Source organism: Demequina sp. TMPB413 (assembly GCF_020447105.2).
GTDB lineage: Bacteria > Actinomycetota > Actinomycetes > Actinomycetales > Demequinaceae > Demequina.
The window spans coordinates 653,379-677,386 of the sequence record NZ_CP096184.1 but is presented as its reverse complement, the minus strand read 5'-3'; the positions used below and the strand labels follow the sequence as shown (position 1 = coordinate 677,386).

Annotated in this window: 21 protein-coding genes; 13 read left to right on the top strand and 8 right to left on the bottom strand. The window is 66.7% G+C overall.

The features are described 5' to 3' along the window. Window positions 1-4: 4 nt before the first annotated feature. The 6 genes from leuS to LGT36_RS03215 form a co-directional block, all read right to left on the bottom strand. Window positions 5-2,515, bottom strand: coding sequence for a leucine--tRNA ligase (gene leuS / locus LGT36_RS03240; RefSeq protein ID WP_226095726.1), 2,511 nt, complete (start codon window positions 2,513-2,515; stop codon window positions 5-7). 79 nt (window positions 2,516-2,594) lie between these two features. Continuing rightward, the gene (locus LGT36_RS03235; RefSeq protein WP_226095725.1) at window positions 2,595-3,146 is read right to left on the bottom strand and encodes a hypothetical protein; all 552 of its coding nucleotides are present in this window, start codon (window positions 3,144-3,146) and stop codon (window positions 2,595-2,597) included. 65 nt (window positions 3,147-3,211) lie between these two features. Further along, window positions 3,212-3,862 carry a helix-turn-helix domain-containing protein gene (locus tag LGT36_RS03230; RefSeq protein WP_226095724.1) on the bottom strand — a complete coding sequence of 217 codons (651 nt, stop codon included), beginning with the start codon at window positions 3,860-3,862 and terminating at the stop codon, window positions 3,212-3,214. Window positions 3,863-3,904: 42 nt separating this feature from the next. After that, window positions 3,905-4,741, bottom strand: coding sequence for a transglutaminase family protein (locus LGT36_RS03225; RefSeq protein ID WP_226264544.1), 837 nt, complete (start codon window positions 4,739-4,741; stop codon window positions 3,905-3,907). After that, window positions 4,738-5,661, bottom strand: a complete 924-nt coding sequence (locus tag LGT36_RS03220; protein ID WP_226095459.1) for an alpha-E domain-containing protein — start codon at window positions 5,659-5,661, stop codon at window positions 4,738-4,740. Before LGT36_RS03220 ends, LGT36_RS03225 begins: the two co-directional genes overlap by 4 nt. Further along, complete coding sequence (locus LGT36_RS03215) at window positions 5,655-7,238, bottom strand: circularly permuted type 2 ATP-grasp protein (protein ID WP_226095460.1); 1,584 nt, start codon at window positions 7,236-7,238, stop codon at window positions 5,655-5,657. The genes LGT36_RS03220 and LGT36_RS03215 overlap by 7 nt, the downstream gene beginning before the upstream one ends. Window positions 7,239-7,340: 102 nt before the next feature. Here LGT36_RS03215 and LGT36_RS03210 point away from each other — a divergent pair, with 102 nt between their 5' ends. The 8 genes from LGT36_RS03210 (at window position 7,341) to LGT36_RS03175 (ending at window position 13,497) form a co-directional block, all read left to right on the top strand. Then, window positions 7,341-7,865, top strand: coding sequence for a PH domain-containing protein (locus tag LGT36_RS03210; protein WP_226095461.1), 525 nt, complete (start codon window positions 7,341-7,343; stop codon window positions 7,863-7,865). A 34-nt stretch (window positions 7,866-7,899) separates the two neighbouring features. Then, window positions 7,900-9,489 (top strand): helicase HerA-like domain-containing protein, encoded by a 1,590-nt coding sequence (locus tag LGT36_RS03205; RefSeq protein ID WP_226095462.1) that lies wholly within the window; start codon window positions 7,900-7,902, stop codon window positions 9,487-9,489. 95 nt (window positions 9,490-9,584) lie between these two features. Then, window positions 9,585-10,124: an RNA polymerase sigma factor gene (locus LGT36_RS03200; RefSeq protein ID WP_226095463.1), complete on the top strand. Its 540-nt coding sequence runs from the start codon at window positions 9,585-9,587 to the stop codon at window positions 10,122-10,124. Further along, window positions 10,121-10,858: a hypothetical protein gene (locus LGT36_RS03195; RefSeq protein WP_226095464.1), complete on the top strand. Its 738-nt coding sequence runs from the start codon at window positions 10,121-10,123 to the stop codon at window positions 10,856-10,858. The genes LGT36_RS03200 and LGT36_RS03195 overlap by 4 nt, the downstream gene beginning before the upstream one ends. 69 nt (window positions 10,859-10,927) lie before the next feature. Beyond that, window positions 10,928-11,332, top strand: a complete 405-nt coding sequence (locus LGT36_RS03190) for a molybdopterin-binding protein (RefSeq protein ID WP_226095465.1) — start codon at window positions 10,928-10,930, stop codon at window positions 11,330-11,332. Next, complete coding sequence (modA, locus tag LGT36_RS03185; RefSeq protein WP_226095466.1) at window positions 11,329-12,117, top strand: molybdate ABC transporter substrate-binding protein; 789 nt, start codon at window positions 11,329-11,331, stop codon at window positions 12,115-12,117. The genes LGT36_RS03190 and modA overlap by 4 nt, the downstream gene beginning before the upstream one ends. Before the next feature lie 4 nt (window positions 12,118-12,121). Beyond that, the gene (gene modB / locus LGT36_RS03180) at window positions 12,122-12,781 is read left to right on the top strand and encodes a molybdate ABC transporter permease subunit (protein WP_226095467.1); all 660 of its coding nucleotides are present in this window, start codon (window positions 12,122-12,124) and stop codon (window positions 12,779-12,781) included. Next, on the top strand, window positions 12,778-13,497 hold the full coding sequence (locus LGT36_RS03175; protein WP_226095468.1) for a sulfate/molybdate ABC transporter ATP-binding protein: 720 nt from the start codon (window positions 12,778-12,780) through the stop codon (window positions 13,495-13,497). Before modB ends, LGT36_RS03175 begins: the two co-directional genes overlap by 4 nt. 45 nt (window positions 13,498-13,542) lie before the next feature. Here LGT36_RS03175 and LGT36_RS03170 read toward each other — a convergent pair whose 3' ends face one another. Then, window positions 13,543-14,910 (bottom strand): MFS transporter, encoded by a 1,368-nt coding sequence (locus tag LGT36_RS03170; protein WP_226264545.1) that lies wholly within the window; start codon window positions 14,908-14,910, stop codon window positions 13,543-13,545. Further along, window positions 14,907-16,349, bottom strand: coding sequence for a nitrate/nitrite transporter (locus LGT36_RS03165; protein ID WP_226094823.1), 1,443 nt, complete (start codon window positions 16,347-16,349; stop codon window positions 14,907-14,909). Before LGT36_RS03165 ends, LGT36_RS03170 begins: the two co-directional genes overlap by 4 nt. Window positions 16,350-16,428: 79 nt before the next feature. Between LGT36_RS03165 and LGT36_RS03160 the strand changes: the two genes are divergently transcribed. From LGT36_RS03160 to narI, 5 genes are read left to right on the top strand one after another with little or no spacing between them, the layout of a single operon-like run. Beyond that, the gene (locus LGT36_RS03160) at window positions 16,429-17,244 is read left to right on the top strand and encodes a metalloregulator ArsR/SmtB family transcription factor (RefSeq protein ID WP_226094821.1); all 816 of its coding nucleotides are present in this window, start codon (window positions 16,429-16,431) and stop codon (window positions 17,242-17,244) included. Window positions 17,245-17,251: 7 nt separating this feature from the next. Further along, window positions 17,252-20,950: a nitrate reductase subunit alpha gene (locus LGT36_RS03155; RefSeq protein WP_226264546.1), complete on the top strand. Its 3,699-nt coding sequence runs from the start codon at window positions 17,252-17,254 to the stop codon at window positions 20,948-20,950. Then, a complete protein-coding gene (gene narH / locus LGT36_RS03150; RefSeq protein ID WP_226264547.1) occupies window positions 20,947-22,608 on the top strand; it encodes a nitrate reductase subunit beta in 1,662 nt (553 codons plus the stop codon). Before LGT36_RS03155 ends, narH begins: the two co-directional genes overlap by 4 nt. After that, window positions 22,601-23,230 (top strand): nitrate reductase molybdenum cofactor assembly chaperone, encoded by a 630-nt coding sequence (gene narJ / locus LGT36_RS03145; protein WP_226094900.1) that lies wholly within the window; start codon window positions 22,601-22,603, stop codon window positions 23,228-23,230. The genes narH and narJ overlap by 8 nt, the downstream gene beginning before the upstream one ends. Beyond that, window positions 23,227-24,006 carry a respiratory nitrate reductase subunit gamma gene (gene narI, locus LGT36_RS03140; protein ID WP_226094898.1) on the top strand — a complete coding sequence of 260 codons (780 nt, stop codon included), beginning with the start codon at window positions 23,227-23,229 and terminating at the stop codon, window positions 24,004-24,006. The genes narJ and narI overlap by 4 nt, the downstream gene beginning before the upstream one ends. Window positions 24,007-24,008: the final 2 nt, after the last annotated feature.

Here is a 24,008-nt window from a genome sequence, read left to right as displayed (position 1 = left end):
CCGCCTACTTGCTGACGACCACGTTGACGAGCCCTGGCGGGCGCACAATCACGGTCCGCACCGGCGCGCCGTCCATGGCTCGCTGCACGTTGGGCGAGGCGAGCGCGAGTTCGCGCAGCTCGTCCTCGGTGGCGTCCGGCGACACCTCGAGGCGCTCGCGCACTTTGCCCATGACCTGCACCACGCACGTGACGGTCTCTTGAACCAACAGCGAAGCATCGACAGGCGGCAGTCCCGACAGCGCCACCAGATCCTGGTGACCCAGCATCGACCACATGTCCTCGGCGCAATACGGAGCGAAGAGGCTGAGCAGCTTCGCGACCACCTCTGCCGCCTCGCGCACGGCGGGGTCCGCAGGCCCCGCGCCGGAGTCGATCGCCTTGCGGGTTGCGTTGACCAGTTCCATCACTCGCGCCACCACCACGTTGAAGCGGAAGGACTCGACCAGTTCTGAGGCGTCGGCAAGGGTCCGATGCGTGACGGCCCTGAGCTCGCGGTCTCCCTCGGCAGGGTCGACGCCGGGCTCGCTCGACACGTCACGCGCCAGCCGCCATGCGCGCGCCAAGAACTTGGCGGAGCCAGCGGGCGACACGTCGGCCCAGTCGATGTCGTCCTCAGGCGGGCCCGCAAAGGACATCGTGAGGCGAATCGCGTCCACACCAAACTCGTCCAACTGCGCGGCCAGGCTCACGAGGTTGCCGCGGCTCTTGGACATCGCCGAGCCGTCCATCTGCACCATGCCCTGGTTCAGCAGCGCGGTGAAGGGCTCGCCAAAGTCGATCATGCCCATGTCGCGTAGCGCCTTAGTGAAGAAGCGCGCGTAGAGCAGGTGGAGGATCGCGTGGGTGACGCCGCCGACATACTGGTCGATGGGCGCCCACTTCTTGGCCTCTGCCTGATCGAAGGGTCCGTCGGTCTTGCCCGGCGACAGGAATCGCAGGAAGTACCAGGAGGAATCGACGAAGGTGTCCATCGTGTCGGTGTCGCGCAGGGCCGCACCGCCGCACTTGGGGCACGTGGTGTTGACCCAGTCCGTGGCGGCGGCCAAAGGTGACTGCCCCTTGGGCTTCAGGTCCAGGCCCTCGGTGGACGGCAGCTTCACGGGGAGTTGGTCGTCGGGGACGGGCACCTCGCCGCACGCGTCGCAGTGCACAATCGGGATGGGCGTGCCCCAGTAGCGCTGACGGGAAATCAGCCAGTCGCGCAGGCGGTAATTGACCGACGCCGACGCCGTTCCCGCCTTCTCGAGTTCGGCGATGATCGCGGTGATCGCCTCTGCCTTGTCCAGGCCGTCCAGGGAGCCCGAGTTGATCAGGGTGCCGTCGCCCACCGTCGCCACGCCCGACTCGGCGGGGTCGGGCAGCGGGTTGCCCTCGTCGTCCCGGCAATCCAGGACGGCGCGCACGGGAAGACCCATGGCGCGTGCGAAGTCGAGGTCGCGCTGGTCGTGGGCAGGCACGGCCATGATGGCGCCGTGGCCGTAGTCGGCCAGCACGTAGTCGGAGGCCCAGATTTGCAGCCTCTCCCCGTTGACGGGGTTGATCGCGTAGCGGCCAAGGAACACACCGGTCTTGGGACGCTCGGTGCTGAGGCGTTCGATCTCGGTGTCGCCCTTGACCTTCTCGGCGTAAGCGGCGAACTCCTCCTGAATCCCAGCGTCGGCGTCGGCCACCAGCTCTGCTGCCAGGTCGGAGTCCACCGCGACCACCATGAAGGTCGCGCCAAACAGCGTGTCTGGCCGCGTGGTGTAGATCGGGATGGGCGCCTCGCGGCCCTCGATCACAAACTGGACGTCGGCGCCTCGCGAGCGGCCGATCCAGTTCTTCTGCATCGCGATCACCTTGGATGGCCACGTGCCGCGCAGTGTCTCGAGCTCGTCGAGCAACTCGTCCGCATAGTCGGTGACCTTGAAGTACCACTGCGTGAGCTTCTTCTTGGTGACGGGGGTGTCGCAGCGCTCGCACAGTCCGGCGACCACCTGCTCGTTGGCAAGCACGGTCTGGTCGTTGGGACACCAGTTCACCAGGGACGGCTTGCGGTAGGCCAGGCCCCGCTCGTACAGGCGCGTGAACATCCACTGGTTCCAGTGGTAGTACTCGGGGCGGTGCGTCATCAGCACGCGGTCCCAGTCAAACGAGCACGCGTAGCGCTCCATCGAGGTGCGCTGCTGCGCGATGTTCGCCTCGGTCCAACCGGCCGGGTCCACTCCACGCTTGATCGCGGCGTTTTCCGCTGGCAGCCCAAACGAGTCCCACCCGATGGGGTGCAGCACGTTGAAACCCTTGAGGCTCCAGTACCGCGAGATCACGTCTCCCAGCGCATACGCCTCGGCGTGACCCATGTGGAGGTCGCCTGAGGGGTACGGGAACATGTCCAGCACGTACTTGGTGGGACGCGTGTCACTCGGGTCGCCCGAGCGGAAGGGCTGCTTGTCCGCCCACACCGGCTGCCACCGCTGCTCGATCGTGTGGAAGTCGTAGCGCGCGTCGTCCAGGGAAGTCTCGGGGGAAGTCACCCAAGGATTCTAGCGAGGCAGGCGACAACGGCCGACGCTGGGGCACTACCCGAGCAGAGTCACCGTTTCTACCCTCCCGCTACGCACGTCTCCTCATCACGGCGACCAGCCGCGCCAAGCCCAAGTCCGCGTCAACAATTCCAAACCGGTCGATGCTTGTCCCGATCATCCGCACCGCTCGTCCCAGGTGATGAGCGTCCCGCTTGGTGAGGGAATCGAAGTCGTCACGCGCCCGCACCAAACTCAATAAAATCACGAAGTCGGCGAGGTGGCGTTGAGGGTTCGGGTCAACCGTGATGCTCACAGCGGCTGCCTTGCCGACGAGGGCGCCTAACAGATTCGGACGCCAGAGCCGCGCCTCCCTCCCCCGCACCAGGACATCCACCGGTTCTGAGCGCTCCAATGCCTGAATGCCTCCCGGGGACTGGACGGTCGTGCCGCCGCCTACGCCCCTTCGTTTGGCCGCCCGCTGGCCCACCCCATTGGGGATGAGCACATCCACCGAGCCCTCGCCGTCCGTCCACCGATGCTGATGGCCCATGAAGGTCTCACCCCCGGCTGCGAAGCCGATCTCGCGGAGCCTGCCGGTGAACTCCATGAGGATGTGCGGATGCGCCCACACATTGAGCATGGCGTCGACATCGTGGGTCTCGCGAGTAGCGGCCGCTGCGCGAGCTCAGCGCCACGATGGGAACGTCACGCATGATCGGCCACTACCTTGGCGACCGCCGCGTCCTCGCGACCTGAGCGGTCACCATGCTGGGCCAGGTAGAACGCGTGGAGCAACCACGCATCGGGATCAAGCGCTGAATGGGCCACATGCAGCACGACGTTCGCTTCGGCTGGCCCGCCCTCGCGGAGCATGTGCCTGGCGACGACGTCATCCAGGTCGGGCGCGTCCACGCGGGCCTCGAAGAAGCCTGCCCCATTGAGTTCCGAACCCGGTAGTGAAACCCCGGCGGGGCGCAGGCACTGCTCTTCCCGCAAGAACTCCAGATCCTTACAGACGTAGAGACGCCTCGGCTCAAGATTTGCCAGCCACGAACGGAGCAGCCGCGCAGGCTCGGGTGACTCCTTCAGCCGGGCAAGGCGAGCGCCGGCGCGTGATCGCTCGGAAGAGTCCAGCCCCTCAGGACTCCCCCCCGAGGCCATGGCAACGAGCGCAACCGCCATGCGAGACGACAACGGTCGCGACGACCGGCTATCGGCGACCTCAAGACTCACCGGATCGACCCTCCAGTCACGACCGGCACGCTCGGCCCGGAGTTGCCCGCTCGCAATGAGCGCGCGAATCCGCTGCGGCGAAACGCCGTGGCGTGCCGCTGCCTCCGCCACTGAAATACTCATGACACAAGTATTGCGCTAGCGCAATAGAAGTGTCAACACACTTCAACCCAGCAAGGTCACCTTCACGGACACTTCCAGGTTGCTCGTCGAACCACCAAACACCCCTGTGAGCGGGGCGACGTCGCGGTACTCGCGTGCACGCGCCACGATCACGTGGTGGTCGCCAGCCTCTTTGTCGTTGGTCGGGTCAAAGCCAAACCAGTCGCCGGTCCACCACTCGACCCACGCGTGGCTCTCGCCGCGCACCGTCTCCCCCACCTCGGCGTCGAGCTTGGGGTGGAGATAGCCCGAAACGTAACGCGCGGGGATGCCGATGCTGCGCAGCGCGCCGATGGCCAGGTGGGCGAAGTCTTGGCACACTCCCGACTTCTCGGCCCAGGCGTCCCTCGCAAGGCTGTGGACGTGGGTCGAGCCGGGGACGTAGCGCATCTCGTTGTTGAGGTAGTCGCAAATGGCCCTGGCCGCAGCGTCGGGCCCCGCCTTTGCCTTCTGTTCCTGCGCGAAGGCGATGAGATCCTCACTCGGCTCCGTCGTGTTGGAGGAGGCAAGGTACTCGGACAGGAGGTCTTGGAACATCGGCCCCTCGAGGGCGTCCCACCCCACCCTGTCGGTCTTGTGTGTGGAGGGCAGCACCTCGACCTGCGAGGTCGCGGTGACGGACAGCGACGTGTGCGGCTCGGTCACCTCGAAGGCCACCACTTCCGTCTCCCAGTAGTCGCGATACGTCGACTTCCAGGACAGGGGGTGGATCTCGAGCTTCGACTCCAAGACGCGTTGGCGCGGCAGCCACGCCGGAGTGAGCCGCGCCTCGTTGTACGAACTCGAGATGGTCTTGACGTACGTGAACGTGGTGTTGTGCACCACCTTGAGGATGCTCACACCGCCTCCTGAGACCAGATCACGGAGGAAGAAGGCAAGAAGAACCTGTCCCTAATGATGTCCGACGCCGACGCGCAGGCTTGCTGCACTTGGCGCATTTGGGCTGGTAGATCGGACAGGATGTCGTCGATCGCCTGGTATTCGAGATTGGTGCGGGCCCTGCCGAGAGCGAGGCGCGCGTGGTCCGTCATGGAGTTGCGGGTGAGGCCGGGCTCGATCAGCGCGAGCGTGGTCTCCGCCTTGTCAAGGTTGTAGGCGATCGAGCGAGGGAACAGCCTGTCGATCAAGAGGAACTCGGCAGCCCGCTCCTCGGTCACCAAGGAACGCACGGTGCGCAAGTAGGCCTCGTGGGCAGAACACGTGCGCAGCAAGGTGGTCCAGTTGGGGCCGGTGGTGCCGGCAAGCGACTTCGTCATGAGCAGGCGTGCGATCATGTCCGCCCGCTCGAGGGAGCGGCCCAGCTCCATGAAGTTCCAGGCGTCGTCACGGGACGTGGTCGCGCTGTGCAGTCCCCACACCACCGCGGCGCGTTCGCGCACCCAGGTCAGGAAGTCGTGCGGGCGAGGCGTGCGCGAGCGTGGACCCAACTGCATGTAGGTCGTGTTGAGCGACTCCCACACCTCGGTCGAGATCACTTCGCGGGCGCGCCTCGCATTGTCGCGGGCGGCGCCCAGGGTGCCGGTGATCGAGGAGGACAACTTGGGATCCGTCGCGAGGGTTTTGAGCACGGTCTCCCGCGTCGCCGTGCCGTCAGAGGAGACGTGCATGACGGCCAACAGCGAGGCGTTGGTGGTGGGCTCGTCCACCCATGGGTCTTCGAGCAGCACATTGAGGTGCACGTCGAGCAACCTGGCGGTGTTGTCGGCCCGCTCCACATAGCGGCCAATCCAGAACAGGGACTCCGCGATCCGGCTCAGCATGGCGGCTCCTGCTGTTGCTGCTGCATTTGCTGTTGACCGTGCACGTAGTCCTCTGGGTGCGCAGATTGCGGCACGGGCACCATGCCTCCGAACTCCACGCGCGATTCAGGCGTGGGCACGGAGCCCCTGTGGCGCACGCCGCCCAGCACCCACGTGTCCTTGGAGCCGCCGCCTTGGGAGGAGTTGACGATCAACTGGCCCTTCTGGAGCGCGACCCTTGTCAGGCCGCCGGGGAGCACCCAGACGTCGTCGCCGTCGTTGATGGCAAACGGCCTGAGGTCGACGTGACGCGGCTCGAGTCCCTCGGCAGTGAGTGTGGGCACGGTCGACAACTGAATGACGGGCTGGGCAATCCACCCGCGCGGGTCCTCAAGGATCTGGGCGCGCGCGGCGTCCAACTCGCTGTTGGACGCAGCTGGACCAATCAGCACACCCTTGCCGCCTGCGCCGTCCACCGGCTTGACCACCAGTTCATTCAGGCGGTCCATCACTTCCGCGAGCGCCTCCGGCTCCTCGAGCCGCCACGTGTCGACGTTGGGCAGGATCGGCTCTTCGCCCAGGTAGTAGCGGGTGAGCTCTGGCAGGTAGGTGTAGATCAGTTTGTCGTCGGCGACGCCGTTGCCGATCGCGTTGGCGATCGTCACGTTGCCCAACCTCGCAGCGTGGATGATTCCAGGGGCGCCAAGCGCCGAGTCGGAGCGGAACACCACCGGGTCGAGGTATTCGTCGTCAACCCGTCGGTAGATGACGTCGACGCGCCGCCGCCCCTGCGTCGTCCGCATGTAGACGCGACCGGCGTGAGTTTCCAGGTCTCGGCCTTCGACCAGCTCGACGCCCATGGTCCGGGCCAGGAGTGAGTGCTCGTAGTACGCCGAGTTGAAGACGCCGGGCGACAGGACCACGATCGAGGGATCTTCGACGCCCTCCGGCGCGGCCTTGGCCAGCGCAGAGCGCAACCGCTGGCTGTACTCCAGCACCGGTCGCACTCCCATGGCGCCAAAGAGGTCGGGGAACATCTGGCTCATGGCGCGACGGTTCGACAGCACGTAGCTCACGCCCGAGGGCACCCGCACGTTGTCTTCGAGCACTCGCCAGATGCCCTTGCTGTCGCGCACCAGGTCAATTCCCGAGACGTGCACGCGCACGCCGTTGGCGGGATCGACGGCACCCACCACGCGGTGGAAGTACTGCGAGGTGGTGATGAGCCTGCGAGGGATGATGCCGTCGGTGACGCAACGCTGCGAGCCGTAGACGTCGGCAAGGAAGGCTTCCAAGGCACGCACGCGCTGGGCGACGCCTGGCGAGATGATCTCCCATTCGTCGGCGCCTACTACGCGGGGGACGATGTCGAGCGGGAACGGCCGCTCCTCGCCAGCGTGGTCGAAAGTGACGCCTTGGGCCAGGTAGGTGTTCGCGAGCGACTCCGCCCGCGCCTGCAGATCCTCGCCCGACATCTTGTCGATCTCCGAGTAGACCTTGGCGTAAGGCTCCCTCACCTTGCCGGCGACGTCGACGGCCTCGTCCCACGCGGCGGCGGGTGAGTACCCAGTCCATGGAGTGGAAGCGTCGGCGGCCATGACGTCAGCGTAACGACCGGATGTATCCGCCGCGTTTCGCTCGCGCGGCGAGGCCCGAGGCGTGTCTTCCGCCGCTGCCTTCGCCCTGCTAGTTTCAGCATCATGGGAATCATCGAGGATGGGCTCGCTCCTGAAGAGGAGCTCTTGCTGCACCGGCGCAAGCACTGGAAGACCATCATCGGTCCCATCCTGTTGGGCCTCGTCAGCACGGGCGTCGCCGCAACGCTCCTGGTCTTGCTGCGTGGGGCCGACATCAGCTCCTTGTGGACGTTGATCCTCGGCATCGCGCTGGGAGTGGTCTGGCTCGTGGCGTTCTCGTGGTGGACGATTGCACCGATGGTTCGGTGGGCGACCACTCACTTCGCGATCACGAACCGCCGGCTGATCTTCCGCACGGGCGTGTTTACCAAGACGGGCATCGACATCCCGATTGCGCGCATCAACTCGGTGCAGTTCCGCCACGAACTGATCGACCGCTTCTTCCGCACGGGCACTCTGATTGTGGAGTCCGCGTCGGACGAGCCGCTCGAGTTCGACGACATCCCGCGGGTCGAAGAGGTTCACGCCATGCTCTACGACGAGCTCAACGACTCGCTCGACGGCGACGACGACCGCGCCCGCCGCTAGCGTTCCCGACGACGCGCGTCGCTAAGGTACGAACATGGCGAGCGCAGACGACACCACCGGCCCCAACTCCCCCGAGTACGCCGCGGCGGTGGCGGAGGGCTACACGTTCAAGGGCGAGTCGATCACCGTCGGCGCCTTGGTGCAGGGCGAAGGCGCGACCGAATCGGCCCAGGTCCGCCTCCCGCTGAAGATGATGAACCGCCACGGCCTGATCGCAGGAGCGACCGGCACGGGCAAGACGCGCACGCTTCAGGGCCTGGCCGAGTCGCTTTCCGACGCAGGGGTTCCCGTGTTTGTGACGGACATCAAGGGTGACCTGTCCGGCATGGCCGTCGAGGGCGAGCCCAAGGACTTCATCGACGAGCGCGCGGCCGACATCGGCCAGGAGTGGGCGGCCAAGGCCTACCCGCTCGAGTTCTACGCCTTGGGCGGCATCGGCAAGGGCGTGCCACTGCGCACCACCGTGACCGACTTCGGCCCGCTCTTGATGTCCAAGGTGCTGGGCCTCACGGACGTCCAGGAATCGGCGATGGGGCTGATCTTCCACTGGGCGGACACCAACGGCCTCGCGCTGCTCGACCTCAAGGACCTGCGCGCCGTCATCCAGTTCCTCAACTCCGACGAGGGCAAGCCCGAGCTCAAGGACATCGGCGGCGTCTCGTCCGCCACGGCGGGCGTGCTGCTACGCGAGATCTCCAACCTCCAGGCGCAAGGCGCCGACGACTTCTTCGGCGAGCCCGCCTTCGACACGATGGACTTGCTCAAGACCGCCCCCGACGGCCGCGGAATCATCTCGTGCCTCGAACTGCCGGACCTCCAGGACCGCCCGCACCTGTTCTCCACGTTCATCATGTGGCTGCTGGCCGACCTGTTCGCAGACCTCCCAGAGGTGGGAGACCCGGACAAGCCTCGCCTCGTGTTCTTCTTTGACGAGGCCCACCTGCTCTTCACCGACGCCTCCAAGGACTTCCTCACGCAGGTCACCCAGACCGTGCGCCTGATCCGCTCCAAGGGCGTCGGCGTATTCTTTGTGACCCAAACACCCAAGGACGTCCCGGCCGACGTGCTGGGCCAGTTGGGTTCGCGCGTCCAGCACGCGTTGCGCGCCTTCACACCGGACGACGCTACGGCCATGAAGGCCACGGCCCGCACCTTCCCGCATTCGCCGTACGACCTGGAAGAGGTGCTCACCACGATGGGCATCGGCGAGGCCGCGGTGACGGTGCTGAGTGACAAGGGCGCCCCCACCCCGGTCGCGTGGACCAGGCTGTGCGCGCCGCGCGGCTCCATGGACCCGGCGCCCGAGGGCGTGATCGATGGGATCGTTAGGGCCAGCCCCCAGGCCGCGGCGTACGGCGAGGTGCTCGATCGCGAGAGCGCCTACGAGAAGCTCGCCGAGAAGGCTGCGGCGCGGTCGGAGGCGGCTCAGGAGGCCGCCGAGCAGGAGGCCGCCGAGCAAGCCGAGAAGAAGGCCGACGCCCCCAAGGCCCGCTCGACGCGGCGGGAGAAGTCCGTGGTGGAGAAGGTGGTGACCTCGCAGCCCGTCAAGACTTTCGCTCGTCAGGCGGGCCGCGAGGTGGGCCGCCAGATCCTGCGGTCGGTGTTCGGCGTCCTCAAGCGTTAACTGACCCGCCACCTGCTACAACCAAACAGGACCGCACGCCCGTTGTCTGTGTAATGCGTGGCATACGCGTAGGTCACAAGGGCGGGGTGTAGTTCATGGGTTCGTGGAAGACGATGGTGGAAGAACTCGTGAGCGAGCGTTCGCCACGCCTGCTGAGTTACGCGACGGTGCTGGTGGGTTCGGTTCCCGACGCGGAAGACCTGCTTCACGACGCCATCGTCAAGACCTTTGGGCGCGGCCGACGCTTCCCGCACGTCAACGCGGCCGAACAGTACGTGCGCCGCACCATGCAGACGCTCGCCATCGATCGGCATCGGTCGCGGGCCGCCTTTCAACGGGCCCTGGTCCGCGATCCTCCCCCAGCGGAGGGCCGCAGTCACGATCTGGACACCCCGCTCGACGTCGAGGAGGCGCTGGCGACGCTGTCGCCACGCGAACGTGTGTGCGTGATGATGCGCTTCTACGACGACATGACCACGGCGGCGATCGCCTCTCAGTTGGGCCTGGCAGACGGCACGGTCAAGCGCTACCTCAGCAACGCCTACGAGAAGCTCGCACCGGTGTTGCGCCTCAACGAAAACTGGTCCGAGTTGCCCGACACGGTCTCGGTGACATCCCAAGGAGAACGACCATGAGCACCACGATGCACGAACTCTTGACGTCGGCGGTGGCGAACCGCGAGCTCGCCCTTGGCGAGGGCCACGCGTTCGCTCGCCAACACGGCGCCACCGTCCGGCGCGCCATCCAGACCCGCAGGGTGGCGACCTATGCGGGTACCGGCACGGTGGCGGCCGTCGCGACCCTCGGCACTGTGTACGGGTTCCAAGCGTGGTCTGGCGGCGCGTCCAATCCTGCGGGCGTGCCGTCCGCAACCACCGTCGAGTCTGCGGCTACGAGTGACGTGTCCAAGGTCACGACCACGCTCGTGGAGGTTCCGATCGATGAGTCGGTCTACGCACCTGACGAGACGAGTCGGATGTATGTCTACTACGCCACCCTCGGAGGAGCGGAGATGGTTCCCTTCCCTGCCAGCGGCATTTACTACCCTGGGATTGACGACGTGTCCGCCGACGCGTTCATCGTGTCAGTGCCCGGCGATGTCGCGGGCTACGACCTTGAGAGCCCGGACGCGATTCACAGCAGAGTCAACGCATTCTCCATGGTGTCCAATCAAGGAGACCTCATAGGAGGGACGACTCCGGGGTCCGGCCTCATCATGTGGGAAATAGTCGGCCAGGTGTCGTCCACCACCGAGTGGGGCGTGCGCTACTTCATGCTGGACGGACGTCTTGTCAGCGTGAGCGACGGCGAAGCGAACCCCGACGCCATCGAGGTGGTCGCGATGTTTGAACCGCCCGCCGGGAGTTAGCGCCCCACGTCCGGACCCCTACGCCGCGGAGCACGCTAGTGGCGCACCTGCGCCTCTATAGTGAGCTTCATGACGCAATTACGGATCTCTGAGGCGGCGGCGCTCGTGGGCGTCAGCGACGACACCCTGCGCCGATGGATCAAGTCGGAGGGCATTGCCACCACTACGGACGACGCTGGTCGCGCCACAGTCTCCGGCGTGGACCTCGCGGAATACGCCGGCCGGGCAGAGCCGCCACACGACGAGTCCGGCGTGCTGCGTTCGGCGCGCAACCGCTTTGTGGGGCTGGTGACCGCCATCAAGGCGGACACCGTGATGGCTCAAGTGGACATCCAGTGCGGGCCGTTTCGTGTGGTCTCGCTCATGAGCTCCGAGGCGGTCGAGGAGCTGGGCCTCGAGGTGGGCTCCGTCGCCACCGCCGTGGTCAAGGCCACCACCGTCATCGTCGAGACGAATCCCCCTGGAAGGCGATGAGCCTGCGCGCGATCGCCGCTGTCTGCGCGGCGGCGCTGCTCACCGCTTGCGGCGGGACATCGGAACCCGGCGCCCCTGCTGTAGAGGAGATCACGGTGGCCGCGGCGAGTGACCTGCGGCCAGCGTTCGAGGAGCTCGGCGAGGTATTCGAGGCCAGCACGGGCACCAAGGTCACCTTCTCCTTCGGGTCCTCGGGACAGCTTCGCGAGCAGATCCTGAACGGCGCCCCCTTCGACCTGTTCGCCTCCGCAGACGTCGCGTACGTCGACGACGTGATCGCCAGCGGCCGAGGCGTCGCCGCGACCAAGGCCGACTACGCGATGGGCCGCATCGTGTTGTGGGCGTCGGAGGGGGTCGCGCTCCCCCACGCGATCGAAGACCTCACAGATGAGCAGTACCGGCGGGTCGCCATCGCGAACCCCCAGCACGCGCCTTACGGCCTTGCCGCGCAGCAGGCTTTGGAGTCGGCGGGTATCTACGAGCGGGTCCAGTCCCAGCTCGTGTACGGCGAGAACATCACTGACACGTTCCGCATCGCGCAATCGGGCAACGCCGAAGTTGGCATCGTGGCGCTGTCGCTGGCCCTTGCTGACGGAAGCGACTACACACTCATCCCAACGGATCTTCATGAGCCGATCCAGCAGGCGCTCGTGGTCACCTCGACCGGCCCTCAGGGAGACGCCGCTACGGCTTTCGCCGAGTTGATCGGCTCGCCGGAGGGCCGCGAGGTGATGGCCAGGTACGGATTCGCGCTGCCCGGCGAGTCGCCAGGCCCGGAGGGCTGAGACCGTGGATAACTGGTCGCCGCTGTGGCTGTCGTTGTGGGTCGCCACCTCGGCGACGCTCCTTGCCGCCGTTGCAGGCATCGGCCTCGCGTACGTGCTGGCCAAGGGTCGCTTCCGTGGGCGCGGGCTACTCGAGGCCCTCGCGACGTTGCCCATCGTGCTGCCGCCCACGGTGCTCGGCTACTACCTGCTCACCGTGCTCGGCGTGAATAGTCCGATCGGCCAGACCTGGGAGCGGTGGTTCGGCGCGCCGCTCGTGTTCACCCCCACCGCCGCCGTCATCGCCGCCTCGATCTCTGCGCTGCCGTTTGTGGTGCGCACGGGACGCGCCGCCATCGAGGAGGTGGACCCCCGTCTGGAGGCCGCCGCCCGCGTCGCGGGGCACCGCGAATGGAGGGTCGCGACGCTCGTGACCCTGCCCGTGGCGAGGCGAGGCCTGCTCGCGGGGGTCGCGCTCGGGTTCGCGCGCGCTCTCGGAGACTTTGGGGCCACGGTCATGGTCGCCGGCAACATCCCTGGCCACACCCAGACGCTGCCCATCGCGGTCTACGACTCTGTGCAGGCGGGAGACGGCTCGGCCGCTCGCACGGGCGCGCTGATTCTTGCCGGCATCGCCGTCGTGGTCCTCTTGGCCGTCACGACCCTCTCGGCGCGGCGGATATGACGGCGCCCACGCCCCGAAGCGTCGCGGTGGACTGCACCACCACCGTCGGCGGCTTCACCGTCTCGGCGGCCTTCGCGGCGCACAAGGGCATCACCGCCCTGTTCGGCCCCTCGGGCTCGGGCAAGAGCGTGACCCTCGCGTCGATCGCCGGCTTGCTTCGCCCGCAGCAGGGCTCCATCGAGATCGGCGGCACGGTGGTGGCCGACGCCGCGGCCGGGATCCACGTACCCACCCAGGCGCGCCGGCTCGGAATGGTCTTCCAGAGCGCGGCGCTGCTCCCTCATCGCACCCCGCTCGACAACGTCGGCGTCGCGATTCACGGGGAAACACGCAGCGCGCGCCGCGAAGCCGCCCGCGAGTGGTTGGCCAAGGTGCAGGCCGATCATCTTGCCGACGCTCCGACGGCCACGCTGTCAGGGGGCGAACAGCAGCGCGTTGCGCTCGCGCGGGCGCTCGCTGGCGGCCCGCAGGTACTGCTGCTCGACGAGCCCTTCAGCGCGCTCGACCTGCCCACGCGCAAGTCTTTGCGCCAACTAGTACGCGACCTGGTTGACGCCCACGAACTGACCGCGCTGATTGTCACTCATGACCTCGACGACATCGCGCACCTCGCGGACACGGTGGTGCTCTACGAACCCGGCATGTCGACGGCAAGCCACGACGTCGTCGGCGTCGCTCCCGAGGCGCTGCCAAGGCTGCTCGGACTGGTGACCTGACCGAGCGGCCCCCAACGCCGCCGACGGGGTGTCAGCGACTGCGGGTCACGAGGGCTTCTCTGCCCCGGCCCTCGCGTAGTACCACCACGTGACCGCAACGCCCACGATGGCGAGTAGCGACCAGGCAAAGAACAGCGGGACAGGCGGAAAGCTCGCGAGCGCGATGCCAAAGTAGAAGGGCCCGAACGCGGCGATGGCCGACGTGAAGCCGATCACTCCCCCGGCCTGCCTGCGCTCGAAGATCACCGGCATTTGCTTGAACGTGCTCGCGTTTCCCACGCCTGCAAAGAAGAACAGCGCGAGCATCCCCCCAAGGAAAGCGGGGAACTGGTCCACGGAACTGGGGTTGAGCTGCAGCGCCGTGAAGATCGCCGAGGCAGCGATTCCGGCCGACGAGATGAGCGTCACGCGCGCCCCGCCGAACTTGTCGGCAATCGGGCCAGCGATGACGCGCGCCGCAGAGCCCACCAAGGCACCCAGGAACGCGTACTTGAGGGGGTTGATCCCGTCTACCCCGAACACGTCGGAACCGAACTGGTTCTTGATCAGCAGGCCAAAGATGGCCGCGAAGCCCGAGAAGGATCCGAAGGTGATGACGTACAGCAGGGTCATGAGCCAGGTGTGCTTGTTCTTCAAGATGTCGAACTGGTCACGCACTCGCGTGACCCTGACGGGCACGGAGCGCAGCAGCATCCAGGAGGCGATCGCGCCGATGAGCACCATGGGCACCCACGCGTAGCCGGCGTTTTGGTAGTAGGCCTCGGTCACGGCGCCGGTGGAGTCGTCGACCACGCGCTGTGGTGCCCCGATCGCCGTGGCGAAGGCGCCACCCAGCAGCATGAAGCCGATGATCCATGGGGTCGCAAGCTGAACAATGCTGACACCAAAGTTGCCCACGCCCGCCTGGACCCCGAGCGCCACGCCCTGCTTGGAGCGCGGGAAGAAGTAGGAGGTGCTGGGCATGAAGCCCGAGAAGGCGCCGCCGCCGATGCCGGCGAAGATGCCGAGCATCAGCAGCACGGCGTAGGGGGTGTCGGGGTTCTGGACCGCGAGCGCCCAGCCCACGAGCGGAATCAGCAGCAGCAAGGTGGTCAGGGTGACGAGCTTGCGCGTGCCGATCACGGGCGGCAGGAAGGTCCACACGAGGCGCAGCAGGCCGCCCGCGAGGCCCGGCATGGCCGTCAGCCAATAGAGCTGGCTCTTGGAGAGGTCAAAGCCGATGTCGTTGAGCACCGGCGCGAGCGCCGAGACGAGGAACCACGCGATGAACGCGAGGGTGAGGCTGAACGTGGTGACCCACAGCGTCTTCCACGCGAGCTTGCGATCCCAATCGGGAGACTCTGGGTCCCACTCTTCGAGCCAGTCGCCGCCCTTGTGGGCGCGGCTTGCTGCTGCGTCTGCCGTGGTGCTCATGGTGTGGCTCCCGCCTGTTGCAGGGAGGCTGGTGCCCGGGGGACATCGGGCACAGCCTCCTCGCCGTCTGTGGTGGTGGTGCGCTGATCGTGCTCAAACTTGTGGGTGAGGGCTGGGCTTGCCGTGTGAAGAAGGTTGACCACCGTGACGTGCATCCAGATGGCCGCGACAAGGGTCAGGGCAAACAACACGAAGAAGGTGGACTGAGGAAGCCCCGTCCAACTGGTCGTGTAGGCGAACAGGGGCGGCAGGAAAAACCCGCCCAGCGCGCCGAGGGAACCGACGAGGCCGCCCACCGCGCCAACGTCGTGCGGGAAGTATTCGGGGATGTGCTTGTACACGGCGGCTTTGCCGATGCCCATCGCGCAGCCGATGACAAAGACCAACACCGTGAACAGCACGACGCCGACGTGCCACGGGAGCACCTCGTTGGCGGCGCCTTCGCCGTCGAGCACCACGATGTGGCCGTACGGCATCATCAGCACCCCTGTGGCCAGAAGCATCGTGCCGAACGTCGCGTACATGACTCGGCGCGCTCCGAGGGTGTCGGACAGCCATCCGCCCACGGGCCGCAACAGCGAGGCGGGGAAGATGAACAGTGCGGTCAGCAGCGCGGCCTTGCCCAGCGGCACGTTGTAGACGTCCACGTAGTACTTGGGCAGCCAGGCCGCGAGCGCCACGTAGGCGCCAAAGACGACGGCGTAGTACAGGCTGAAGCGCCAGGCGCGGGCGTGCTTGAGCGGCGCGAGCAGCTCCTTGATGGAGCGTCCCTTGCCTGGAGTGTGGTCGTGGCGCGGGGTGCCGATCCACGTGACGATGGCCATGAGGACCAGCAGGATCGCGTACACCACCGGAACTGAGCGCCAACCACCAGGGATGATGCCGAACAGCAGGCCCCCAGCCGGCACGGCAGCGATCATGGCGGGGCCAATGAACTTGGTGACAGAGGCGCCGACGTTGCCAGCACCGAAGACTCCGAGCGCCATGCCCTTTCGGTTCTGGGGCCACCACGCGCTCACCCACGCGATGCCGGCGCTGAACGCGTTCCCGGCGAAGCCCACGAGGAACGCATAGACCAGCAGCACTCCGTAGGACGTGGCCGTGGAGACCAGGTACGCGGGAATCGCGGTGAAGGCCAGCATGACGACGAAGACCTTGCGTCCGCCCCACCGGTCGGCGGCGATTCCTGCAGGGAGCCGCCAGATCGAGCCGTTCAAGACGGCAACGGCGGTGATCCACGAGAGCTGGACGTCGCTCAATCCGAACTCGTCCCTGATCTTGATGCCGAGCACCCCGAACATCAGCCAGACGGCGAACATCAGCGTGAAACCGATGGTGGACACGGTCAAGACCGCGCCTCGGCCGCGCTCGGTCGCCTCAGCGTCTGGACCCACGGTGGTGCCTCCCTCATTGCCAGCGTCGTTGCTCTCTTGGTCCACACAGTACTCATTTTTTAACAATGCGCAATATCTTCCGTGTTTATTACCTCACAGGTGCTGACTGTGGTAGAAAAGGCTCATGAAGCCAGGCCTCGAACAAGCGGTGAGCGAAGCGCTCCAGGCCATCGGCACGCTCGGCGACGGCGAGCACACGCCTGCCGGCATCGGCAAGACCACCGGGTCGCGCGCCCACCTGCTCGCAATGCTCCAGACGGAGCAGCGCGACTTCAGCATCGAGGAACTTGCCGCGAAGTCGGGACTCCACGCGAATACTGTGCGCGCGCACCTCGACGTGCTGGTCGCCGCCGGTCACGTCGAGCGCATCCAGGGCAAGCCGCACGGCAGGGGCCGCCCGCCGCTCGCGTTCAAGGCAACGGCCGACGCTCGGGCGCCTTACGACGAACTATCCAGGGTGTTGAGCGAGTCCCTTGGCGTTGCCAATGCGCCGTCCCTTGCGCGCCGCACGGCCGAGAGGTGGGCGCAGTCACTGGAGCCCCAGCCTGTCGCGAGCAGCGCAGACGAGGCCGTCGATCACGCGGTCGAGTCCCTCCACGCCGTGGGCTTTACCGCCGAGGCCTCGCCGCTCAAGGATTCCATCACCATCGGCGCCTGCCCCTTCGCCGAGTTGGTGGACGAGCACCCGATCATCTGTGCGATCCACACCGAACTGCTCTCGACCGTGCTCAGTGCCTCCGGTCAAGAGGTCGAGGTTGAGGCGATGGATGTGTGGGTGCGCCCTACCCTGTGCCGGGCTCGACTCACCAGGCCGGATCAGACTCCCGCACGTACCATCGACCCCAAGGCGTACGGCGAATATCTCAGTCCCCACACCCCGCGCCTCGTGGCGGCCTCTGCCCCCGTAGCTTCCGAACCGGCTGCGTCCCCCACCGAATAGGAACCCCATGACAACGACGTCAGACCGCACCAGCGGCATTGCCGGGAGCTTCCTGGTCAACGCGGGCCGCTTCTTCACGCCAGGCAAGGTCTCCGACGACCTCCGCACAGTGACCCGCGAAGGCGGGCGCGATGCCGACGCGTTCTATCGCGACCGCTGGAGCCACGACAAGATCGTGCGCAGCACTCACGGCGTGAACTGCACCGGTTCGTGCTCGTGGAAGGTCTACGTCAAGGACGGCGTGATCACGTGGGAGACCCAGCAGACGGACTACCCCTCCGTGGGTGCCGACAGCCCCGAGTACGAACCGCGCGGCTGCCCCCGCGGCGCGGCCTTCTCCTGGTACACCTACTCCCCCACGCGCGTGCGCTACCCCTACATCCGCGGCGTGCTGCTCGAGGCCTACCGCGCCGCCAAGCGTGAACACCCCGACCCCGTGGACGCGTGGAAGGCAGTGGTGAGCGACCCCGAGACGCGCCAGCGCTACCACCGTGCCCGCGGCAAGGGCGGACTGGTGCGCGCCTCGTGGGACGAGGCCAAGGAGATCGTGGCGGCGGCCCATGTGCACACCATCAAGGAGCATGGGCCGGACCGCGTGTTTGGCTTCTCCCCCATCCCCGCGATGTCGATGGCCTCCCACGCGGCTGGCGGCCGCTTCATCAGCATGCTCGGCGGCTCGATGCTCAGCTTCTACGACTGGTACGCGGACCTTCCCGTCGCCTCGCCACAGGTGTTCGGCGACCAGACAGACGTGCCCGAATCGGCCGACTGGTGGAACGCCTCCTACCTCATCATGTGGGGCGCCAACGTGCCGGTCACCCGCACGCCGGACGCGCACTTCATGGCGGAGGCGCGCTACCGCGGCCAAAAGGTCGTCACCGTCTCGCCCGACTACGCGGACAACACCAAGTTTGCCGACGAGTGGATGAGCCCTCACCCCGGCACCGACGGCGCGCTCGCCATGGCCATGGGCCACGTGGTGCTCAAGGAGTTCTTCATCGAGCGCCAGGTGCCGCGCTTTGTCGAGTACGTCAAGAAGTACAGCGACCTGCCGTTCCTGGTGAGCCTCAAGGAGAAGGAAGGCGCGTGGGTCCCTGACAAGTTCGTCACGGCCTCCGACCTGGGAGATACCAGCGAGAACGCGCAGTTCAAGACCGTGCTGATCGACTCGGCCACCGGCGCTCCCCACGTGCCGAACGGCTCGCTCGGCCACCGCTTTGGCGAGGAGGGCGTCGGCAAGTGGAACCTCGACCTCGAGGGCGTCGAGCCTGCGCTGTCGCTGTTCGAGGCGAGCGACACCGAGGTCGCAGAGCTGCTGCTGCCCCGGTTCGATCTCGGTCAAGAGGACAACGAGGGCGGCGGCGTGCACACGCGCGGCGTCCCGGCAGGGCGGCTCAACACCGTCCACGGCGAGCGCCTGGTCACCACGGTGTTCGACCTCATGCTCGCCCAGTACGGAGTGGGCCGCGAAGGCCTGCCGGGCGACTGGCCCACTGGCTACGACGACCCGACGCCGTACACGCCCGCGTGGCAAGAAGAGATCACCGGGGTGCCAGCGGCCATGGCCGAGCGCATCGGCCGCGAGTTCGCGCAAAACGCCGAGGACTCTGGCGGCCGCTCGATGATCATCCTGGGCGCCGGCACCAACCACTGGTTCCACTCGGACGAGACCTACCGCACGTTCCTCGCCCTCATCACGCTGACCGGTTGCCAAGGCGTCAACGGCGGCGGCTGGGCGCACTACGTGGGTCAAGAAAAGTGCCGACCCGTCACCGGCTGGGCAACCCTTGCGTTCGGGCTCGACTGGATGCGGCCACCGCGCCAGATGATCGGCACCGCGTTCTGGTACGTCAACACCGGCCAGTGGCGCTACGACGGCATGGGTCCGGAGGCCCTCGCGTCCCCGCTCGGCGAGGGCACGTTCAAGGGGCTCAAGTCGATCGACGCGATCGCGCAGTCGGCGCGTTCCGGCTGGATGCCGTCCTACCCCACCTTCGACCGCAGCAGCCTCGACCTGGGCGACGCGATCGTGGCCTCGGGAAAGAGCCCCGGCGAGTACATGAAGGAACGCCTGCTGTCGGGCGACGTCAACTTCGCCGTCGAGGACCCGGAGGCGGAGCAGAACTGGCCGCGCGTGCTCACCGTGTGGCGCGCCAACCTCATCGGCTCGTCTTCCAAGGGCAACGAGTTCTTCTTGAAGCACCTGCTGGGTGCGGACAGCTCCGTCAGGGCAGAGGAGTCGCCAGAGGGCTCTCGCCCGCGCGACGTGACGTGGCGCGAGGCCGGCCACGGCAAGCTCGACCTGCTGGTCAGCATGGACTACCGCATGACGTCCACCGGCCTGTACTCAGACATCGTCTTCCCGGCAGCCACCTGGTATGAGAAGCACGACCTGTCGAGCACGGACATGCACCCGTTCGTGCACGCCTTCACCCCTGCCATCAACCCGCCGTGGGAGACCAAGAGCGACTACGACACGTTCCAGGAACTCGCGCGCTCGGTCACGGACCTGTCGATCGGTCACCTGGGCAAGCGCACCGACCTGGTGGCCGTGCCCTTGCTCCACGACACGGCCGACGCTATGGCGCTACCCAGCGGCATCGTCGGCGATTGGAAGACGGGCGAGACAGACCTGATCCCCGGCAAGACCGCGCCCAAGTTTGTGCTGGTCGAGCGGGACTACTCGCAGTTCGCTGACAAGATGTCGGCGCTCGGCCCGCTGGTCGAGAAGCTGGGCACCAACACCAAAGGCGTGGCGGTCAACCCCGCCAAGGAGGTGGAGCTGCTCGCGAGTGTGAACGGCGTCATCCCCAATGGCCCGGCGGCCGGGCGTCCGTCCCTGGTCACAGCGGTGCATGCGTGCGAGACCATCCTCGCGCTGTCGGGCACCACCAACGGGCGCGTATCCGTCGAGGGCTTCAGGGACCTCGAGAAGCGCACCGGCCAGCGGCTCGCGGACCTCGCGGAGGATCACGAGGGCAGCCGCATCACGTTTGCTGACACGCAAGCGCGGCCGGTGCCCGTCATCACCAGCCCAGAGTGGTCCGGCAGCGAGCACGGCGGGCGCCGCTACACCGCGTTTGCGATCAACGTGGAGCGGCTCAAGCCGTGGCACACCCTCACGGGACGTCAGCACTTCTTCCTCGACCACGACTGGATGACGGAACTAGGCGAGAACCTGCCCACGTACCGCCCGCCGCTCAACATGCACCGCATCTTCGGCGATCAGCAAACCGGCGTCGGCCGGGAAGTGACCGTGCGCTACCTGACCCCCCACTCCAAGTGGTCGATCCACTCGAATTACCAGGACAACCAGTACATGCTGTCGCTGTCGCGCGGCGGGCCCGACATCTGGATGAGCGTGGAGGACGCCGAGACGATTGGCGTCAAGGACAACGAGTGGATCGAGGCGTACAACCGCAACGGGGTGGTGGTGGCGCGCGCGATCGTGTCGCACCGCATGCCCGCAGGAACGGTGTACATGTACCACGCCAAGGACCGCCTGGTGGATGTCCCCATCGCGGAGGAGTCGGGCAAGCGAGGGGGCATTCACAACTCGCTCACCCGCCTCATGATCAAGCCGACGCACTTGGTGGGCGGCTACGGCCAGCTCTCCTTCGCCTTCAACTACCTGGGCCCCACGGGCAACCAGCGAGACGAGGTCACCGTGATACGCAGGCGCTCGCAGGAGGTGAGGTACTCATGAAGGTCATGGCCCAAGTCGGCATGGTGATGAACCTCGACAAATGCATCGGCTGCCACACGTGCTCGGTGACGTGCAAGCAGGCGTGGACCAACCGCGACGGCATGGAGTACGCGTGGTTCAACAACGTGGAGACCAGGCCTGGCCAGGGCTATCCGCGCACCTACCAGGACCAAGAACGCTGGAAGGGCGGCTGGGTGCTCAACAAGCGCGGCAAGCTCAAGTTGCGCTCGGGTGGGCGGCTCAAGCGCCTCGCGAGCATCTTCAGCAACCCCAACCTGCCGGACGTGAGCGACTACTACGAGCCGTGGACGTACGACTACGACAACCTCCTGTCCGCGCCGTTGCAGGAGCACAGCCCCGTCGCCCAGCCGCGCTCGACCATCACGGGCAAGCCCATGAAGATCGAATGGTCGGCCAACTGGGACGACGACCTTGGCGGCGCACCTGAGCACGGCCACATGGACCCGATCGTCAAGAAGATCAAGTCCGATGTGACGGACCGCGTCAGCTTTGAGTTCGAGCAGGCGTTCATGTTCTACCTGCCGCGCATTTGCGAACACTGCCTCAACCCGTCGTGCGTTGCCGCCTGCCCGTCAGGCGCGATGTACAAGCGGGCAGAGGACGGCATCGTGCTGGTTGACCAAGACCAGTGCAGGGGCTGGCGCATGTGCGTCACCGGCTGCCCCTACAAGAAGGTGTTCTTCAACCACGCGACCGGCAAGGCCGAGAAATGCACGATGTGCTACCCGCGCATCGAGGCAGGCCAGCCGACGGTGTGTTCCGAGACGTGCGTAGGGCGGCTGCGGTACTTGGGCCTGTTCCTGTACGACGCCGACAAGGTCACCGAGGCCGCGGCCACGCCCAATGAGCAGGACCTCTACGAGGCGCAACTGGACCTCATCCTTGACCCCCACGACCCCGAGGTGCAGGCGGCCGCCAAGCGCGACGGCATCCCCGACGACTGGATGGAGGCGGCACGCCGCTCCCCCGTCTACCGGCTTGCGAAGGAGTTCAGGGTGGCGCTTCCGCTTCACCCCGAATACCGGACGATGCCGATGGTCTGGTACATCCCGCCGCTCTCGCCCATCGTGGACGCGCTGCGCGAGACGGGGCACGACGCCGAGGACGCCGACAACCTGTTCGGCGCCTTGCGCTCGCTGCGCATTCCCGTCGAGTACCTGGCTGAGCTGTTCACGGCAGGCGATCCCAAGCCCGTACTGCGCTCACTCGACACGCTGTCGGTGATGCGTTCGTACATGCGCGACAAGAACGTGGGCAATGCGTTGCGACCGGAACTGCCGGCGCGAGTGGGGCTGTCGGAGGAGTCGATCCTCGAGCTCTACCGGCTGCTCGCGATCGCCAAGTACGAGGACCGCTACGTGATCCCCGCCGCGCACGCCGAGGTGGGCAAGGAACTGGAGGATCTGGCGTGCTCGCTCGACGGAGTGGGCGGCGTGGGCCAGTTCCCCGGCGGCGCCCCCACGGCAAACAGCCCGCGCCCTCAACCGGTCGCGGCAGAGAGCTTCCACGCCCTCAAGGGCAAGGACCATTTGCGTTCCGATCCCTCGGCGCCCTTGTCGCCCGATCTCAACCTGCCCCACTGGAACGGCACGGGAGTGCCCCTCGGAATCCCGAAGGTGAGGGCCCGCGATGAGTGAGTCGACCGCCGCCGCACGCCTGGCCGCCTCCTGGCTGCTGTGGTACCCGGACGACGCTTTGATCCAGCGGTTGCCAGAGATCACCCAGGTGGTCGAGGAGTCGCCTTCCAAGGTGCGCACCGCGCTGCGCCAGTTCTTGGCGTACCTCGAAGAGGTGCCGCTGCTGGACGCGCAGAAGGACTACGTCGCCACGTTCGACATGAAGCGCAAGGCGTGCCCGTACCTGACGTTCTGGACGGACGGGGATACGCGCAACCGCGGTTTCTCGATTGTGCGGTTCAAGCAGGCGTACCTGGCGAGCGGCTTTGACGTGGGCGATGCGGAACTGCCCGACCACCTGGCCGTGGTGCTCGAGTTCGCCGCGATCGGCAACACCCTCACGGGTGAGGCGCTGCTGGTGGAGCACAGGGTGGCCATTGGGCTGCTGCGCGAGGCACTCAATGCGCTCGGCTCTCCCTACGTGCACGTGCTGGACGCCGTGCTCGCCACCCTGCCAGCCATGACCCCCGAGATCGCGGAGCGCATGGCAGCCCTGGCCAAGAGCGGCCCACCTGTGGAGACCGTCGGGCTTGATCCCTTCCCCACGGCCCCCGCGTCGGTCGACATCGGAGGACGCAGATGAACACGCTCACGATGACCGTCATCGAGGAATCCGCGCCCTCGAGCGCCAACCTGCTCCTCTGGGTCGTCCTGCCCTACGTGACCGCCGCGACCCTGGTGGTGGGTCTCATCTGGCGCTACCGCTACGACAAGTTTGGCTGGACCACGCGCTCGAGCCAGCTGTACGAGACGCGCATCATGCGCATCGCGAGCCCGCTGTTCCACTTTGGCGCCCTCGCCGTGATCGGCGGCCACTTCTTGGGGCTGCTGATTCCCCAGTCGTGGACCGATGCGTGGGGCGTCAAGGAGGACGTCTATCACTCGTTGACGATGCCCCTCAGCCTGGTCGCCGGCACCGCCACCATCGTCGGCATGGCCCTGCTGATCTACCGGCGCCGCAGCAACGCGCGGGTGTTCCAGCGCACCACCGCGAACGACAAGGTCATGTATGTGTTCCTGGCGAGCGCGATCGTGCTGGGCGTGAGCGCCTCGTGGTTCGCGTCAGGGCTGTTTGGCGAGGGCCACAACTACCGCGAGGACGTGTCCGTGTGGGCGCGCTCCATCCTCATGTTCCAGCCGCAACCGGAGCACATGGCGTCCGCGCCGCTCATCTTCCAGCTGCACGTGGTGGCGGGCCTGCTGCTGTTCAGCGTGTGGCCCTTCACGCGACTGGTGCACGTGCTGAGCGCGCCGCTGCAGTACGTGGTCAGGCCGTACGTGGTCTACCGCACCAAGACGCCGCACTCCACCGGCAGCCGGGCTACACGCCGCGGCTGGGAGCCGAGCCGTCGCGACTAATT